We start from the raw sequence: 15,941 nt of genomic DNA, 5'->3' as shown, positions 1-15,941 counted from the left end.
TACATGGCGTTCACGCGCGCCACCGGGAAGCACCGCCGTCCCAGTCGGGTGCACCGCACCACCGCCCGTGCGGCGGGAGTCGCGGCCCTCGCCACCACCGGCGTCGTCGGCACCCTCGCGGCTCCGGCGCTCGCCGCCGAGCCCGAGGTGGAGCAGAGCGGACTCACCCCGGTCGTCACCATCGGCGACTCCATAGCCGACGAGATCGACGCCCAGGCCGTCGCCCAGAAGCAGGCGGCCGTGGACGCCGCCGCCCGCGAGGCGGCCCGGGAAGCGGCCCGCGAGCGGGCGGCCGAGGCGGCCAAGGAGGCGCGCGAGGCCAAGGAACGCGCCGCGCGGGAGGCGGAGCGCAAGCGCCTCAACACCTTCGTCACGCCGATCACCGCCTCCTACGTCTCCACCGCGTACCGGGCCGGCAGCTCCCTGTGGTCCTCCGGCAGTCACACCGGCATCGACTTCCACGCCGCCGGCGGCACCTCCGTGCACGCGGTCGGCGTCGGCACCGTCGTCGAGGCCGGCTGGGGCGGTGCGTACGGCAACCAGGTCGTCATCAAGATGCACGACGGCACGTACACGCAGTACGGGCACCTGTCCTCCATCGGCGTCTCGGTCGGTCAGTCGGTCGGGCCCGGGCAGCAGATCGGCCTCTCCGGCGCCACCGGCAACGTCACCGGACCGCACCTGCACTTCGAGGCACGCACGAGCCCCGAATACGGCTCGGACATGGACCCCGTCGCCTACCTCCGCTCGCACGGCGTGAACGTCTGACGGCCGCGTCAGAAAAGCCCCGCCTCCTTGAGTCGGGGCTTTTCGCATTCCATATTCGCTTGATTGGCCTAGAGTCGCTGAACATGCGTCCATCGTCGACGTTTCAGGGATCGAGGCGGAGGTCGGTCATGCGTATTCCGGCGCATTCTGTGTGCACGGCGATCCGGGACGACATCGTCGCCGGTGTCCACGGACGCGGGAGCCGGCTCACCGAGGAAATCCTCGCCCGCCGCTACGGCGTCTCGCGCGTCCCCGTGCGCGAGGCCCTGCGCACGCTGGAGGCGGAGGGCTTCGTGGTGACCCGGCGGCACGCGGGCGCCTGCGTCGCGGAACCGACCGAGCAGGAGGCCGCCGACCTGCTGGAGACCCGCGCCCTCCTGGAGCCGCTCGGTGCCTCCCGGGCTGCCCGGCGGCGCACCGAGGCCCACCTCAAGGTGTTGCGCGGCCTGGTCAGGCTGGGGCAGGAGCGGGCCAGGCAGGGCGGCGGGGAGGATCTGCGCCCGCTGGGCGGCTGGTTCCACGAGACCCTCGCCCGGGCGGCGGGCAGCCCCTCCCTGGCCGCACTCCTGACCCAACTGCGCCACAAGATCGCCTGGATGTACGTCCAGGAGGCCCCCGCCGGACCCGTGCAGCACTGGGCGGAGTGCGGCGCGATCGTCGACGCGGTGGCCCGGGGCGACGGTGAACGCGCCCGGGCGCTCATGACGCTGCACACCGAACGGTCGGCGTCGGCATACCGGCTGCGGTTCGCCTCCGGCGGCGGGCGGACGGAGTGCGTGAGGAATGCGCAACAATCCGTACACACGGCGGTGCTGCCGAAGTAACACGAGTGCCGTACAAAGAGGCGGGGAATTCAAGGACCGCTTTTCCGGTGCTCGGAACGGAAAAGGTGAAAGGCCCGCCGGGCGATACCGGCGGGCCTTTCGGTGCTGCTGCTCCCTGGTCCGTCAGACGGTCTCGGGAAGCTCCTCGAGCCCCTCGGCGACCAGCTTCGCCAGCCGGTCCAGGGCGGCCTCGGCGTCCTCGGCGTCGGAGGCGAGGACGATCTCCTCGCCACCCTGGGCGCCGAGGCCGAGGACGGCCAGCATGGAGGCCGCGTTGACGGGGGACCCGTCGGCCTTGGCGATCGTCACCGGGACGCCTGTGGCCGTGGCGGCTCGGACGAAGATGGAGGCGGGGCGGGCGTGGAGACCCTCGGCCCAGCCGACGTTGACGCGGCGCTCAGCCATGTGATGCTGCCCTTCAGGTGTTCAGAGGGGTTGGAGTTGTCTAGACCAGGTTGTCTAGACCAGTTTCCCACATCGTGAAGCAAGGCGGGACGACCGCGTGTGCCGTCCCGTGCGGTGCCCGGACCGCGGCCTCGGTCCGGGATTCCGTTGTCCACAGACTGCCCCGCGCCGTTGTCGTACGCGAGCCGTAGTCTGGGGCCCATGCAGACCTCGTCGGACCGGCACGAGTACCCCGCCCACTGGGAAGCCGACGTGGTGCTGCGCGACGGCGGCACCGCGCGCGTCCGCCCCATCACCGTTGATGACGCCGAGCGCCTGGTCAGCTTCTACGAGCAGGTCTCCGACGAGTCGAAGTACTACCGCTTCTTCGCGCCGTACCCTCGCCTGTCCGCCAAGGACGTCCACCGCTTCACGCACCACGACTTTGTGGACCGGGTGGGACTCGCGGCCACCATCGGCGGCGAGTTCATCGCCACCGTACGCTACGACCGGATCGGCGCCGGCGGAACACCCGCCACCGCACCGGCCGACGAGGCCGAGGTCGCCTTTCTCGTCCAGGACGCCCACCAGGGACGCGGCGTCGCCTCCGCCCTCCTGGAGCACATCGCCGCCGTCGCCCGCGAGCGCGGCATCCGCCGCTTCGCCGCCGAGGTGCTGCCCGCCAACACCAAGATGATCAAAGTCTTCATGGACGCCGGGTACACCCAGAAGCGGAGCTTCGAGGACGGCGTGGTCCGCCTGGAGTTCGGTCTCGAACCCACCGACCGCTCGCTCGCCGTGCAGTACGGGCGCGAGCAGCGCGCGGAGGCCCGTTCCGTCCAGCGGCTGCTGCAGCCCGGCTCGGTCGCGGTCGTCGGCACCGGCCGCACCCCGGGCGGCGTCGGCCGCAGCATCCTCGACAACATCCGCGACGCCGGCTACACGGGCCGTCTGTACGCCGTGAACAGGGCGTTTCCCGAGGAGCAGAAGACACTCGACGGGGTCACGGCGTGCCGCTCCGTGCGCGACATCGACGGACCCGTCGACCTCGCCGTCGTCACCGTGCCCGCCGCGCGCGTCCCCGACGTCGTCACCGAGTGCGGCGAGCACGGCGTGCAGGGCCTCGTGGTGATCTCCGCCGGGTACGCCGACAGCGGCCCCGAAGGCCGTGAGCGCCAGCGGGCCCTCGTGCGCCAGGCGCGCACCTACGGCATGCGGATCATCGGGCCCAATGCCTTCGGAATCGTCAACACCTCCCCGGACGTGCGGCTCAACGCCTCCCTCGCCCCCGAGATGCCGCGCCCCGGCCGGATCGGCCTGTTCGCCCAGTCCGGCGCCATCGGCATCGCCCTGCTCTCCCGGCTGCACCGGCGTGGCGGCGGGGTCACCGGCCACACCGGCGTCTCCACCTTCGTCTCCTCCGGCAACCGCGCCGACGTCTCGGGCAACGACGTCCTGCAGTACTGGTACGACGACCCGGACACCGACGTCGCGCTGATGTACCTGGAGTCCATCGGCAACCCGCGCAAGTTCACCCGCCTCGCCCGACGGACCGCCGCGGTCAAGCCCCTGGTCGTCGTGCAGGGCGCCCGGCACGGCGGCGTGGCACCCCAGGGACACGCCGTACGGGCGACACGGCTGCCGCACGCGACGGTCTCCGCGCTGCTGCGCCAGGCCGGCGTGATCCGGGTCGACACCATCACGGAGCTGGTCGACGCGGGGCTGCTCCTCGCCCGCCAGCCGCTGCCGACCGGACCGCGGGTGGCCATCCTGGGCAACTCCGAGTCCCTGGGACTGCTCACGTACGACGCGTGCCTCTCCGAGGGACTGCGCCCGCAGCCCCCGCTGGACCTGACGACCGCCGCGTCGGCCGACGACTTCCACGCCGCCCTGGCCGGGGCCCTGGCCGACGGCACCTGCGACGCCGTCGTGGTGACCGCGATCCCCACGGTGGGGGAGGGGGCCGCCGGGGACGCCGCACTGGCCGAGGCGCTGCGCTCGGCGGCTGCCGCGGTCCCCACCAAGCCGGTCCTCGTGGTCCACGTGGAGCTGGGCGGCCTGGCGCAGGCCCTGTCGGCGGCGACAAGCACCGCCCCCCAGGCCGGCTCCGCCCCGACCGCCGCCCCGGCTGCGCCGGGCACCGCAGCCCAGTCCGCTCCGGGCACCGCCGCGCAGGCCGCCCCGGGTGCCCCTTCCGACGCGGCTGCGGGCAGCGCCGCCGGTCCCGCCCCGGCCGCACCGGGTCCCGCCGCCGATGACGCTCCGGGTGTCGCCTCTCACACTGGGCCGGGGGCCGCGTCTCAGGCCGACCCCGGCACCGCCTCTCAGACTGCGCCGGGCCCCGTCGCCGATTCCGCTCCGGGCACTCCTGCCGCCGCTCGGGGCGCCGCCCCACAGGAAGCGCCAGGCGCCCCTCAGGCCGCTCCGGGCCTCGCCTCACCGGCAGCTCCGCCCCGTGGGGAGGCTCCGAACCCTGCCGCCGAGACCGCTCCAGGAGCCCCTCCGGCTGCGGCTCCGGGCCCCGCCGCCGAGACCGCTCCGGGCGCGCGTTCCGAGGCGGCTTCCCGCAGCCCCGCACGGGGCGCTGCGCGCAGCGCCCCCCACGCCGCTCCCGGCGGGGCCGCTGCGGCTCCCTCCGGTTCGTCCGCGGCCTCGCCCCGAGTGCCGCCCGCCGTCCCGGCGCCGGCAGGAGCCCACCTGATTCCCGCCTACCCCGCAGCCGAGCGAGCCGTCCGCGCGCTCGGTGAGGCCGTCGCCTACGCCCAGTGGCGGCGCGAGGCCGCCGACCCCGGCAAGGTGCCCGAGTACGAGGACATCGACGAGAAGGGCGCCGCCGAGCAGATCGCCGGCCTCCTCGCGCGCGGACAGGGGCTCACCCTCGGCGACCGGGAGACCTGCGACCTGCTCGGCAGGTACGGCGTCCACGTCCACCGCGCCCTGCCCGCCCCCACCCCCGACGACGCCGCGGCCGCCGCGCGGACCCTCGGCTACCCCGTGGCCCTCAAGGCCACCGCCCCGCACCTGCGTCACCGCGCGGACCTGGGCGGCGTACGCCTCGACCTCGCGGACGAGGAGCAGCTGCGCCGTGCCTTCGCCGAGTTGACCGAGCTGTTCGGGAAACCCGCGGAGCTGCGCCCCGTCGTGCAGGGCATGGCCCCGCGCGGCGTCGACACCGTCGTACGGGCGGTCATCGACCCGGCCGCCGGCGCGGTGCTCTCCTTCGGCCTCGCCGGCGCCGCCACACAGCTGCTCGGCGACATGGCGCACCGGCTGATCCCGGTCACCGACCGGGACGCCACCTCGCTCATCCGCTCGATCCGCACGGCACCCCTCCTCTTCGGCTGGCGCGGCTCGGCTCCCGTCGACTCCGCCGCGCTGGAGGAGCTGCTGCTGCGGGTCTCCCGGCTGGTCGACGACCACCCGGAGGTCGTCGCCGTCACTCTGGAGCCGGTCGTGGTCGCCCCGCACGGCCTGAGCGTCCTCGGCGCCTCCGTCCGCCTCGCGCCCCCTCCCGCCAGGGACGACCTGGGGCCGCGGACCATGCCGGCGTACTGATCCGCCGCCGCACGGACCCGCCCGGTCCCCGCGCCGCCCACGGCCCGGGACGGGTACCCGCAGGAGCGTCCCTCGCAGTCAGTGGGTCCCCGTAGGATGGACGGCATGGCCAAGACCAGTACGACGACCCAGGGGCTGCGAACGGCGATCGAGCGCAGTGGCTACTACCCGGCCCTCGTGGCCGAGGCGGTGGAGGCCGCCGTGGGCGGCGAGCCCGTGCGGTCGTACCTGGTCCACCAGGAGACGACGTTCGACCAGAACGAGGTGCGCCGGCACGTGACCGTGCTGGTCCTCACCGGCAACCGCTTCATCGTCAGCCACACCGACGAGCAGGCCGCCGACGACACCTCCCCGACGCCGTACGCCACCACGTCCACGGAGTCCGTCAAGCTCGGCCGGATCTCGTCCATCGTCGTCAGCCGCGTCGTCGCCAACCCGGAGCAGTACAAGCCGGGCACGCTGCCCCGCGAGATCGTGCTGACCATCGGCTGGGGCGCCGTCTCCCGCCTCGACCTGGAACCGGCCGCCTGCGGCGACCCCAACTGCGAGGCCGACCACGGCTACACGGGCAGTTCCACGGCCGACGACCTCAGCCTGCGCGTCAGCGAGGCCGGCGACGGTCCCGAGACGGTGCGCCAGGCGCTCGACTTCGCCCAGGCCCTCTCCGAGGCGACCGCGGACTCCGCCCGCTGATGACGCAGTACACCGCCTGGGACACCCACCCGGAACCGCTCCCCGTCTACTCCGCCCCCGTACCCGAGTACGGCACGGGGTCCCTCGCCGACCTGCTGCCCACCCTGGCCGCCGGCCTCGGCGTCCCCGGCATGACAGCGGGGATCACCGAGCTGACCCCGGCCGACCGCAACTGCGTCTTCCTGATCGACGGACTCGGCTGGGAGCAGCTGCGCGCGCACCCCGACGACGCCCCCTTCCTCACCTCGCTCCTGGACAGCTCACGCGGTGGCACCGGGCGCCCGATCACCGCCGGTTACCCGGCCACGACCGCGACCTCCCTCGCCTCCGTCGGCACCGGACTCCCGCCGGGCGCCCACGGTCTGCCCGGCTACACGGTGCGCGATCCCGCCACGGGCGCGCTGATGAACCAGCTCCGCTGGCAGCCCTGGACCGCGCCCGGCCCCTGGCAGCCGTACCCCACCGTCTTCGGCCTGGCCCACGCGGCCGGCGTGCACGCGGCCCAGGTCTCCTCACCGACCTTCGCGAACACCCCGCTGACCAAGGTCGCGCTCAGCGGCGGCGAGTTCCACGGACGGCTGTCCGGAGAGGACCGGATGGACTGCGCCGCCGAGCAGCTGGCCCGCGCCGACCGCGCCCTCGTCTACACGTACTACGCCGAGGTCGACGGCGCCGGCCACCGCTTCGGCGTCGACTCCGACACCTGGCGCGGCCAGCTCGGCCACGTCGACCGGCTCGTCCAGCGCCTCGCCGAGCAACTGCCGCCGCGCAGCGCCCTGTACGTCACCGCCGACCACGGCATGATCGACGTGCCCTTCGACGAGGAGCACCGCATCGACTTCGACGAGGACTGGGAGCTGAAGGCGGGCGTCGCCCTCCTCGGCGGCGAGGGCCGCGCCCGCCACGTCTACGCGGTCCCCGGCGCCCGGAGCGACGTGCTGACCTGCTGGCGCGAGGTGCTCGGCGAGCAGTTCTGGGTGGCGTCGCGGGACGAGGCGATCGCGGCGGGCTGGTTCGGTCCCCGCATCGACGACCGGGTGTACGCCCGCATCGGCGACGTGGTCGCCGCGGCGCGCGACGACGTCCTGCTCATCGCCTCCGAGCGCGAGCCCAAGGAGTCGGCGATGGTCGGCAACCACGGCTCGATGACCCCGGCCGAGCAGCTCGTCCCCCTGCTCGAAGTACGCTCCTGACCCCGCACGCCCCTCCTCCGCCGAAAGGTGCCCAACCCCTCATGCCCGAGCTGGTGTTCTTCTCCGGAACGATGGACTGCGGGAAGTCGACACTGGCTCTCCAGATCGAGCACAACCGCTCGGCGCGCGGACTGGCCGGCATGATCTTCACCCGCGACGACCGCGCGGGCGAGGGCAAGCTCTCCTCCCGCCTCGGCCTCGTCACCGACGCGGTGGAGGTCGGGGACGGCCAGGACCTCTACGCCCATGTCGTGGACCACCTCTCGCAGGGCGGCCGGGTGGACTACGTCATCGCGGACGAGGCGCAGTTCCTCGCCCCGGACCAGATCGACCAGCTCGCGCGCGTGGTCGACGACCTCGACGTCGACGTGTACGCCTTCGGCATCACCACCGACTTCCGCTCCAAGCTCTTCCCCGGCTCCCAGCGCCTGGTGGAACTCGCCGACCGCGTCGAGGTGCTCCAGGTCGAGGCCCTGTGCTGGTGCGGCGCCCGCGCCACGCACAACGCCCGCACCGTCGGCGGCGTCATGGTCGTCGAGGGCGCACAGGTGGTCGTCGGCGACGTCGCCCAGTCCCCGGACGAGATCGGCTACGAGGTGCTGTGCCGCCGCCACCACCGCCGCCGTACGACCGCCGCGACGGCCCGCGCGGCTGCCCTGTCGCCGGACGTGCTGCCCGTCTCCCCGAGCTGACGGGTCCGACCGGGCCCGCCCGGGGCGGGGGAGCGGCCGCTCAGCCGATGCGGGTGCCCGAGCCGCCGACCCGGACGCGGGGGTCGCCCGCGCGCAGGGTGACCGTGAGCTCGCCGGGGCGGCCCAGGTCCTCGCCCTGGCGGAGGGTGAGGACGGCGTCCGCGGGTACGAGGCCGAGCTCACGGGCGTACGCGCCGAACGCGGCGGCCGCGGCGCCGGTCGCGGGGTCCTCGACGACACCGCCGACGGGGAACGGGTCACGGACGTGGAAGAGGGTGGCCGACTCCCGCCACACCAACTGCACCGTGGTGAGGTCCAGTCGGTGCATCAGCGCTTCGAGGCGGGCGTAGTCGTACGCCAGCTCCGCGAGGCGGGCGCGGGTCGCCGCCGCGAGCACCAGGTGACGTGCCCCGGCGAACGCGATCCGGGGCGGAAAGGCCGGGTCGAGATCGGCGGCCGGCCAGTCGAGCGCGGCGAGCGCTTCCCCGAGGTCGGCGTCGGTGACCTCCTCGACGTGCGGCTCGACGCTGGTGAGCGTGGCCCTGAACGCCCCGCCCTCCTCGGCCACCGTCACCGGCACGGTACCGGCGCGCGTCGCGAACACCAGCTCCCCGGGCCCGATCCGCTCGGCGAGCGCGACGGCCGCCGCGACGGTGGCATGCCCGCAGAACGGCACCTCGGCCTTGGGACTGAAGTAACGGATGCTGTACGCCCGCCCTTCCTCGCCGCCCAGACCCTCCGGGGGAGCGGTCAGGAACGCGGACTCGGAGTACCCGAGCCCGGCGGCGATGCCCAGCATCCCGGCGTCGTCCAGACCGGAGGCGTCCAGCACGAGACCGGCGGGGTTTCCGCCGTCTGGGGTGCTGGAGAAGGCGGTGTAGCGCAGTACCTCGGGTTCCGCGGCATTCGTCGTCATGATCGCGCCAACACGGGGCCGGGCAGGCGTATTCCGGCAGCGTCGTACGCGCCCGCCTGCTCAGCGCGGAGGCTGCACCACCGTGAATCGCGCCCCCTCCGGATCCGCCACCGTCGCCACCCGTCCGTGGACCGTGTCCTCGGCGGGCGTGAGGACATGCCCGCCCAGGCCGACGAGCAGCTCCACGGACGCGTCCGTGTCGGCCACCTCGAAGTACGTCATCCAGTGCGGGCCCCGGTCGCGCGGCAGGGCGTCGCCGACGCCCTGGATGCCGGCCACCGGGCGGCCGGCCAGGCGCAGGGTGACGCGGTCGCGGCCGGCCGAGGTCTCGGGGTCCAGTTCGAAACCGAACACCGTCTCGTAGAACTTGGCGACGCTCGTGGTCTCGTACGTCAGCAGCTCGTTCCACGCCGGGGTGCCGGGCACCCCGGCGACGGCCGTGCCGAGGTGGGCCGCCGCCTGCCAGATGCCGAAGACGGCACCCGCCGGGTCGGAACCGAGGGCCATGCGGCCCGCCTCGCCCGCGTCCAGGGGGCCGACGCCGACCGTGCCGCCGCACAGGCGCACCGTATCGGCCGTGCGGTTGACGTCGTCCGAGGCGAAGTAGGGCGTCCAGGCGGTGGGCAGTTGGCGGTCCGGGGGCAGTTGACCGATGCCGGCCACCTCGCGCCCGTCGAGCAGGGCCCGTGCGTACGGCCCCAGTTGGTGGGGTCCCGGCCGGAACTCCCAGCCGAACAGGGCGCCGTAGAAGTCGTGGGTGGCGGCCGGTCCGTGCACCATCAGACTCACCCAGCAGGGTGTGCCGGGCGCGCGCCGGACGTTCGTCTCGCCGATCCGGCTGTCCGATCCCCGTGCGTCGGTCATCGTCACCCTCTTCTCGGCCCTTCGCGGGCCGTGCGTCCGCTTCCGCTCCGGTGGGCTCTCGCGGCTTGCGCACCGAAGCCGGCACCGGATCCGGTGCGGCGTTTCGGGCGGGGTCGCGCTCGTGGGGCAGCTTGCTGCCCGGGCAGTACAGCATGTGGCCGAACCCGTACGCCTCGTGATCGGTACTGTCCGGCGGGCAGAGTAGCCCGACAACGACGCCTCGGCCACTCGGTACGCCAGGATGGGGCCATGAACGCCATCATCTCCGCATCCGAACTCGTCGACGAACTGGCGGGCGCCAACCCGCCGGTCCTGCTCGACGTCCGCTGGCAACTGAGCACGGCGAAGGCGGCCGGGGCCGCGCCGTTCGACGGCCGGGCCGAGTACGAGGCCGGGCACCTGCCCGGTGCCGTCTACGTCGACCTGGACCGGGAGCTCGCCGCCACGCCCGGCGCGGGCGGCCGCCACCCGCTGCCCGACGTGGCGGAGTTCGGCGCGGCGATGCGCCGGGCGGGCGTGTCGCGGGGTCGGCCGGTCGTCGTCCACGACGGCGGACAGGGGTGGGCGGCGGCCCGTGCCTGGTGGCTGCTGCGCTGGACGGGTCACCCGGACGTGCGAGTGCTCGACGGCGGGTTGACGGCCTGGGAGGGGCCGCTGTCGACGGACGTCCCGACGCCCGCGGAGGGCGACTTCGTGCCCGCGCCGGGCGCGGCGGGACTGCTGGACGCGGACGAGGCCGCCGCGCTGGCCCGGTCCGGGGTGCTGTTCGACGCCCGCGCGGGGGAGCGCTACCGGGGCGAGGTCGAGCCGATCGACCGGGTCGGCGGCCACATCCCGGGCGCCGTGTCCGCGCCCACGACCGCCAACGTCGCCCCGGACGGGCGCTTCCTGCCGGCCGAGGAACTCCGGGCGCGTTTCAAGAGCCTGGGCGCCACGGAGGACGGCGCGGTCGGTGTGTACTGCGGCTCGGGCGTGTCGGGCGCCCACGAGGTGCTCGCGCTGGCGGTGGCGGGCATTCCGGCGGCGCTGTACGTGGGTTCGTGGTCCGAGTGGTCGTCGGATCCGGAGCGGCCGGTCGCCGTGGGGCCGGACCCGCAGTAGGGGCAGGACGGGGGTCGGGGCCGCACCCGCCGGTGCGGCCCCTTCGGTTGCCCGGTCTCAGCGGGCTACTCCTGCTTCTTGCGCCGCGTCCCGAACACGATCTCGTCCCAGCTCGGCACCGCCGCGCGGCGGCCCGGCCGGACGCCGTCGGCCTCGGCCTGGCGGTCGGTGGAACCGGTGAGGCGGTCGCGGTGACTGGCCACCGAGCGCGGCATGAGCACGTCCGCATAGGCGGAACCGGCCGACGCCGCGGGCGCCGGGGGCTCCTCCACCTCGGGTTCCTCGACGGGCTCCTCCACCGGTTCCGGAGCGCGCTCGGGCACCACCAGGTCGCCCCGGAAGCTCGGTACGGCCTCCAGCAGGCTGGTCAGGGAGTCGCGTTCGCGTTCGACCGAGGCGGTGGCCGCGGTGTCGTCGGACGGCTCGGCCGGCGGCGGGGGCAGGCTCGGACGCTCCCGCTGCTCCCGGTCGAGAGTGCGGTCGAGCGGCCGGTCGCGCGGCAGCCGGGCGATGCGCGGCACGAACGGGAAGCTGGGCTCGGGCGCGGCGAGGTCGTCGGACTCGCCGATCAGCGCGCGCGCCTCCGCGTCGACGGCCTGGACGAGGCGCCGCGGCGGGTCGTACGTCCAGCTCGCCGAGTGCGGTTCGCCCGCGACCAGGTAGACCAGCAGGACTTCCCAGGTGCCGTCGTCGCGGCGCCAGGAGTCCCACTGGACGGTGTCCTTGTCGGCGCCGCGCAGCAGCAGCCGTTCCTGGACGGCCTCGCCGAGGGGCGGTCCGGAGTTCTCGCCGGGGCGGCGGACGGGGGTCTTGCGGGCCCGCTCCGCCATGAAGGCGCGCTCGGCCAGCACGGGACCCTCGAAGCGCCGTACGCGGTCGACGGGGATGCCGGCCATCTGCGCGACCTCTTCCGCGGTCGCGCCGGCTCGTATACGCGCCTGGATGTCGCGGGGGCGGAGATGGCTCTCCACCTCGATCTCGATCTGGCCGAGGCGGGGACGGTCGCCGCGCACGGCGGCCCGGAGCCGCTCGTCGATCGGAAGCGTGTACTCCGTGCTGTCCGCAGCCTTCAGCACCAGCCGTGTGCCGTCATTCGAGACGGCCACGACACGCAGTTCGGGCATGGGGACCTCCCGGGTGGTGCCTGCCGACGTCACGTGCGTCGCTGCTTCCGCTCTGTCGAGTGTGGCCTGCCCGGGTGCAGCCTGCCACAACCTTGCCGAGTTGCCCGGCGTGTCGGGCGCGGGCCCTGGATCGCCGTTATGGCACGGTTACCTGTTCGCAACGCTAAGTGACCAACTCCGTCACCCTGTGCAACTGTCCCCCTCGTGGCGGTCCTTCGCGGTGCCGGACCCCTCGTCGGGAGACCGGCTCCAGGGCTCGCAACAGTACTCCATTCGGGCCACGTGCGTGGATTGGCACGCCGCCCAACTTCTGGCAAGAGGTGCTCCTTGGCCGTCCACGGCCGGATTTCCGCGATCTTGGACGTGGCGTACTTCACGCAATCACCAGAAACGGAACTAATGGTTTCGGCCGCACGTCCCTTTCTCGTGCAGTTGATCGCTCCCGTACGGGAAAGGAAGGCAAGGTCCGACGATGCGTGAAAGGTCCGATGGTGCGGGTGATGCGGACATGCAAGCGAAGGGGGAGTCCAAGCGAATCGACCTGAGCGTCCCCCAGGTCGCGAGCAGCGCCCTGGCCGCGGTGGTGGCCGCCAAACTCGCCTCCTCCTTCGGCGTCTACGGCACGATCGCCGGCGCCGGTCTGATCAGCGTCGTGGCCACCTGCGGGGGCTCGGTGCTCCAGCACTTCTTCAAGCGCACCGGGGAGCAGATCCGGGTGAAGCGCACCGTCGCCGCCGTGCGGATCGGCGGCAGGACCGTGCCGGTCCCGGCCGCGGTCCCGGGCCCGGGTTCCGCCTCTGCCGCGGGCGACTTCACCGAGGGCACCGTCTACCGCGCGCGGACCAGGGGCCGGCGCCGCCCGCTGGTCGCGGCGGCCCTCGTCTTCGGCGTCACGATGGCCGGGATCACCGTGTACGAGGTCGCCTCCGGCCAGAACCTGAGCGGCGGACACAGCACCACCGTCGGCAGCGCCTTCACCGGTCACGACAAGTCCGCCTCCCCCTCGGGGGAGTCCGGCGGCTCCGAGGGCGTGCGGGACGGCGGGGGCTCGGGCGGCTCCGGTGACCCGGATGACGCGAAGGACTCCGGTACGGGGAACGACGCACCGGCCTCCACCCCTTCCGGGAGCCCGGACGGGGCCGGCGAGAGTCCGTCGCCCGAGGGCGGTTCCGCGGAGGGCGGCGGTACGACGGCCGGCCCGACGCCCACCCCGGACGCCACCGGCGACGAGGGCGCCGGGGACGACACCGGTACCCCCGGCCCGGACGCCTCGGCTACGGCCCCAGAACCCGGCGCAGGTAGTCGTTCAGGAACAGCCGGCCAGGGTCAAGACGGTCCCGCAGCGCCGTGAACTCGCCGAAGCGCGGATACACCCGGGAGAAGTACTCGGCGTCCCGGGTGTGGACCTTGCCCCAGTGCGGCCGGCCCTCGTGCGCCGTGAAAATGCGCTCGGCGGCGGTGAAGTACGCCTGATAGGGCGTGCCCCGGAACATGTGGACGGCGATGTACGCGCTGTCGCGCCCCGAGGCGGTGGACAGCGTGATGTCGTCGGCCGGGGCCGTGCGCACCTCGACCGGGAAGCTGATCCGCAGCCGCGAACGGTCGACCATGGCCCTCAGTTCGCGCAGCGTCTCGACGACGGCCTCGCGCGGAACGGCGTACTCCATCTCCACGAACCGCACCCGGCGCGGTGATGTGAAGACCTTGTAGGGAGTGTCCGTGTACGTCCGCGCCGAGAGTGCCCTGCTGGAGATCCGGGCGATCGACGGGATGGTGGCGGGCGCCGCGCGGCCGACCCAGTTCGCCGCCTGGAAGACGCCGTTGGAGAGGAACTCGTCGTCCATCCAGCCCTGGAACCGGCCCACCGGCTGCTCCGGACCGGCGCTGCGGTTGTTGCGCTTGGTGTTGGTGCTGTTGGTGTGCGGGAACCAGTAGAACTCGAAGTGCTCGTTCTCGGACCACAGCGCGTCGAAGTCGGACAGGACCCGGTCGAACGGCATCGGCTCCTCGCGGGCCGTCAGCAGGAAGATCGGCTCCACGGCGAGGGTGATCGCGGTGACGACGCCCAGTGCCCCGAGGCCGATCCGCGCGGCGGCGAACACCTCGGGGTTCTCGTCCGCGGAGCAGGTCAGCACCGAGCCGTCGGCCGTGACCAGCTCCAGGCCGCGGATCTGGGCGGCGATCGAGGCCGAGTCGCGGCCGGTGCCGTGGGTGCCGGTGCTGATGGCGCCCGAGACGGTCTGCTCCATGATGTCGCCCATGTTCGTGAGCGACAGACCCTCCCGCGCGAGCGCCAGGTTGAGCCTCTTGAGCGGGGTTCCGGCCTCGACCGTGACCGTCATGGCGTCGCGATCGATGCCGCGGATGCCCGTCAACAGTTGAGGGCGGATCAACACACCGTCCGTCGCGGCTATCGACGTGAACGAGTGCCCCGTGCCGACCGCCTTGACCCGCAGCCCGTCCTCGGCCGCCCTGCGCACGGCGCCGGCCAGTTCGTCTACCGAGGCGGGAGCGACCTCCCGCGCGGGGCGCGCCGTGATGTTGCCGCCCCAGTTACGCCATGTGCCGTTCCGGCCCTTCGGCCGCCCGCTCGCCCTGCCGCTCGCCGTGCGTGTGCTGCTCAACGGTCCCTCCCCGACGCGGTTCCGGCCGCTTGAGCCGGCGGTACCCGAGGAAACCGACCGCGACCGCGACGGCCCCGGCCACCGCCGGAACCCCGTACCCGGCACGCGCCCCGGAGGCGTCGATCACCCAGCCGCCCGCGGAGGAGCCGAGCGCGACCCCGACCGCGAGTCCGGTGCTCACCCAGGTCATGCCCTCGGTGAGCTGCGTGCGTGGTACGTGCTCTTCGATGAGGGACATCGTCGTGATCATCGTGGGAGCGATGGACAGGCCCGCAACGAACAGCGCCACGGCCAGGAACGGCAAGTTTCCGACCAGTAGGAGGGGGATCATACTCACGGCCATCGCACACACGCCCAGGAGCCAGCGGCGTTCCGGCGGTCCCGCGAAGCGCAGCAGGCCGAAGACCATGGCCGCCGTGCACGATCCCGCCGCGTAGAGGGCGAGGACGAGGCTGGCGGCGGCCTTGTGTCCCTCCTCCTCGGCGAACGCCACGGTGACCACGTCGATGGCGCCGAAGATCGTTCCCGTGGCCGCGAACGTGCCGACCAGGACCCGCAGGCCCCGGGAGCGCAGTGCGGTGCCGCCGCCCTTGTGCTCGCGCGGGTGCGGTTCCGGCTCGGTGGCGCGCTGCGAGGTCAGCCAGAAGACGCCCGTCGCCAGGAAGCAGGCGGCGAGCAGCGGCCCGGCCTGCGGGAACCAGGCCGTGGACAGGCCGATGGAGACGATCGGGCCGAGGATGAAGCAGATCTCGTCCACCACGGACTCGAAGGAGTACGCGGTGTGCAGCTGCGGCGTGCCCCGGTACAGGGCCGCCCAGCGGGCCCGGACCATCGCGCCGAGGCTCGGCACGCAGCCGATGCCGACGCAGGCGACGAACAGCACCCAGTCCGGCCACTCGAAGTACGCGGCCGCCAGCAGCAGCGCCGCCGCGGTCAGCGACACCAGGGTCGCCGGGCGCAGCACCCTGCGCTGCCCGTACCGGTCCACCAGGCGGGAGACCTGGGGTCCCGCCACGGCTGCGGCGAGCGCGATGGTCGCCGACAGGGCCCCGGCCAGTCCGTACCGCCCCGTGAGCTGGGAGATCATCGTCACCACGCCGATGCCCATCATCGACAACGGCATCCGGCCGAGGAAGCCCGCGGCGGAGAAGCCCTTGGTGCCGGGGACGGCGAACAGGGCGCGGTAGGGACTGGCCAACGAGG

At 73.6% G+C, this 15,941-nt stretch carries 14 protein-coding genes; 8 read left to right on the top strand and 6 right to left on the bottom strand.

Annotated elements, in window-relative coordinates; translation table 11 throughout:
- The first annotated feature begins 3 nt into the window (after positions 1 to 3).
- Together AB0P07_RS29550 and AB0P07_RS29545 are read left to right on the top strand one after the other, a co-directional pair.
- On the top strand, positions 4 to 768 hold the full coding sequence (locus AB0P07_RS29550) for a M23 family metallopeptidase (RefSeq protein WP_365555912.1): 765 nt from the start codon (positions 4 to 6) through the stop codon (positions 766 to 768).
- A gap of 128 nt (positions 769 to 896) precedes the next feature.
- A complete protein-coding gene (locus tag AB0P07_RS29545; protein WP_365555910.1) occupies positions 897 to 1,592 on the top strand; it encodes a GntR family transcriptional regulator in 696 nt (231 codons plus the stop codon).
- A gap of 123 nt (positions 1,593 to 1,715) precedes the next feature.
- Here the strand turns inward: AB0P07_RS29545 and AB0P07_RS29540 are convergent, their stop codons facing one another.
- On the bottom strand, positions 1,716 to 1,997 hold the full coding sequence (locus AB0P07_RS29540) for an HPr family phosphocarrier protein (protein WP_365555908.1): 282 nt from the start codon (positions 1,995 to 1,997) through the stop codon (positions 1,716 to 1,718).
- Between the two features lie 201 nt (positions 1,998 to 2,198).
- Here AB0P07_RS29540 and AB0P07_RS29535 point away from each other — a divergent pair, with 201 nt between their 5' ends.
- The 4 genes from AB0P07_RS29535 (at position 2,199) to AB0P07_RS29520 (ending at position 8,109) form a co-directional block, all read left to right on the top strand.
- Positions 2,199 to 5,531 (top strand): GNAT family N-acetyltransferase, encoded by a 3,333-nt coding sequence (locus AB0P07_RS29535; RefSeq protein WP_365555907.1) that lies wholly within the window; start codon positions 2,199 to 2,201, stop codon positions 5,529 to 5,531.
- 96 nt (positions 5,532 to 5,627) lie between these two features.
- The gene (locus AB0P07_RS29530; RefSeq protein WP_365555905.1) at positions 5,628 to 6,224 is read left to right on the top strand and encodes a DUF5998 family protein; all 597 of its coding nucleotides are present in this window, start codon (positions 5,628 to 5,630) and stop codon (positions 6,222 to 6,224) included.
- The gene (locus AB0P07_RS29525) at positions 6,224 to 7,417 is read left to right on the top strand and encodes a nucleotide pyrophosphatase/phosphodiesterase family protein (protein ID WP_365555903.1); all 1,194 of its coding nucleotides are present in this window, start codon (positions 6,224 to 6,226) and stop codon (positions 7,415 to 7,417) included. Before AB0P07_RS29530 ends, AB0P07_RS29525 begins: the two co-directional genes overlap by 1 nt.
- Positions 7,418 to 7,458: 41 nt before the next feature.
- Positions 7,459 to 8,109 carry a thymidine kinase gene (locus tag AB0P07_RS29520; protein WP_061442133.1) on the top strand — a complete coding sequence of 217 codons (651 nt, stop codon included), beginning with the start codon at positions 7,459 to 7,461 and terminating at the stop codon, positions 8,107 to 8,109.
- Positions 8,110 to 8,149: 40 nt separating this feature from the next.
- Here AB0P07_RS29520 and AB0P07_RS29515 read toward each other — a convergent pair whose 3' ends face one another.
- A complete protein-coding gene (locus tag AB0P07_RS29515) occupies positions 8,150 to 9,025 on the bottom strand; it encodes a PhzF family phenazine biosynthesis isomerase (RefSeq protein ID WP_365555901.1) in 876 nt (291 codons plus the stop codon).
- A 60-nt stretch (positions 9,026 to 9,085) separates the two neighbouring features.
- The gene (locus AB0P07_RS29510) at positions 9,086 to 9,889 is read right to left on the bottom strand and encodes a VOC family protein (RefSeq protein ID WP_365555899.1); all 804 of its coding nucleotides are present in this window, start codon (positions 9,887 to 9,889) and stop codon (positions 9,086 to 9,088) included.
- A gap of 249 nt (positions 9,890 to 10,138) precedes the next feature.
- Between AB0P07_RS29510 and AB0P07_RS29505 the strand changes: the two genes are divergently transcribed.
- A complete protein-coding gene (locus AB0P07_RS29505; protein WP_365555897.1) occupies positions 10,139 to 10,990 on the top strand; it encodes a sulfurtransferase in 852 nt (283 codons plus the stop codon).
- Positions 10,991 to 11,055: 65 nt separating this feature from the next.
- Here the strand turns inward: AB0P07_RS29505 and sepH are convergent, their stop codons facing one another.
- The gene (gene sepH / locus AB0P07_RS29500; protein ID WP_102929405.1) at positions 11,056 to 12,114 is read right to left on the bottom strand and encodes a septation protein SepH; all 1,059 of its coding nucleotides are present in this window, start codon (positions 12,112 to 12,114) and stop codon (positions 11,056 to 11,058) included.
- A gap of 472 nt (positions 12,115 to 12,586) precedes the next feature.
- Between sepH and AB0P07_RS29495 the strand changes: the two genes are divergently transcribed.
- Positions 12,587 to 13,465, top strand: a complete 879-nt coding sequence (locus tag AB0P07_RS29495; protein WP_365555895.1) for a hypothetical protein — start codon at positions 12,587 to 12,589, stop codon at positions 13,463 to 13,465.
- Here AB0P07_RS29495 and AB0P07_RS29490 read toward each other — a convergent pair.
- Both AB0P07_RS29490 and AB0P07_RS29485 read right to left on the bottom strand, forming a co-directional pair.
- Entirely contained in the window at positions 13,389 to 14,738 is a 1,350-nt protein-coding gene (locus AB0P07_RS29490) for a D-arabinono-1,4-lactone oxidase (RefSeq protein ID WP_365555893.1), read from the bottom strand. The genes AB0P07_RS29495 and AB0P07_RS29490 overlap by 77 nt on opposite strands.
- Entirely contained in the window at positions 14,668 to 15,936 is a 1,269-nt protein-coding gene (locus tag AB0P07_RS29485; RefSeq protein ID WP_365555891.1) for an MFS transporter, read from the bottom strand. The genes AB0P07_RS29490 and AB0P07_RS29485 overlap by 71 nt, the downstream gene beginning before the upstream one ends.
- Between the last annotated feature and the right edge of the window lie 5 nt (positions 15,937 to 15,941).

The organism is Streptomyces sp. NPDC085944, from assembly GCF_040686295.1.
GTDB classification, from domain to species: Bacteria; Actinomycetota; Actinomycetes; order Streptomycetales; family Streptomycetaceae; genus Streptomyces; species Streptomyces salinarius.
The sequence above is the reverse complement of the archived record's forward strand: the minus strand, read 5'-3'. Positions and strand labels throughout refer to the sequence as shown.

What these genes read in the sequence shown, in the direction of transcription:
- AB0P07_RS29515 (WP_365555901.1), bottom strand. Translation starts at nt 9,025, where the DNA reads ATGACGACGAATGCCGCGGAACCCGAGGTACTGCGCTACACCGCCTTC.
- AB0P07_RS29510 (WP_365555899.1), bottom strand. Translation starts at nt 9,889, where the DNA reads ATGACCGACGCACGGGGATCGGACAGCCGGATCGGCGAGACGAACGTC.
- AB0P07_RS29525 (WP_365555903.1), top strand. Translation starts at nt 6,224, where the DNA reads ATGACGCAGTACACCGCCTGGGACACCCACCCGGAACCGCTCCCCGTC.
- AB0P07_RS29530 (WP_365555905.1), top strand. Translation starts at nt 5,628, where the DNA reads ATGGACGGCATGGCCAAGACCAGTACGACGACCCAGGGGCTGCGAACG.
- sepH (WP_102929405.1), bottom strand. Translation starts at nt 12,114, where the DNA reads ATGCCCGAACTGCGTGTCGTGGCCGTCTCGAATGACGGCACACGGCTG.
- AB0P07_RS29550 (WP_365555912.1), top strand. Translation starts at nt 4, where the DNA reads ATGGCGTTCACGCGCGCCACCGGGAAGCACCGCCGTCCCAGTCGGGTG.
- AB0P07_RS29540 (WP_365555908.1), bottom strand. Translation starts at nt 1,997, where the DNA reads ATGGCTGAGCGCCGCGTCAACGTCGGCTGGGCCGAGGGTCTCCACGCC.
- AB0P07_RS29520 (WP_061442133.1), top strand. Translation starts at nt 7,459, where the DNA reads ATGCCCGAGCTGGTGTTCTTCTCCGGAACGATGGACTGCGGGAAGTCG.
- AB0P07_RS29505 (WP_365555897.1), top strand. Translation starts at nt 10,139, where the DNA reads ATGAACGCCATCATCTCCGCATCCGAACTCGTCGACGAACTGGCGGGC.
- AB0P07_RS29535 (WP_365555907.1), top strand. Translation starts at nt 2,199, where the DNA reads ATGCAGACCTCGTCGGACCGGCACGAGTACCCCGCCCACTGGGAAGCC.
- AB0P07_RS29545 (WP_365555910.1), top strand. Translation starts at nt 897, where the DNA reads ATGCGTATTCCGGCGCATTCTGTGTGCACGGCGATCCGGGACGACATC.
- AB0P07_RS29495 (WP_365555895.1), top strand. Translation starts at nt 12,587, where the DNA reads ATGCGTGAAAGGTCCGATGGTGCGGGTGATGCGGACATGCAAGCGAAG.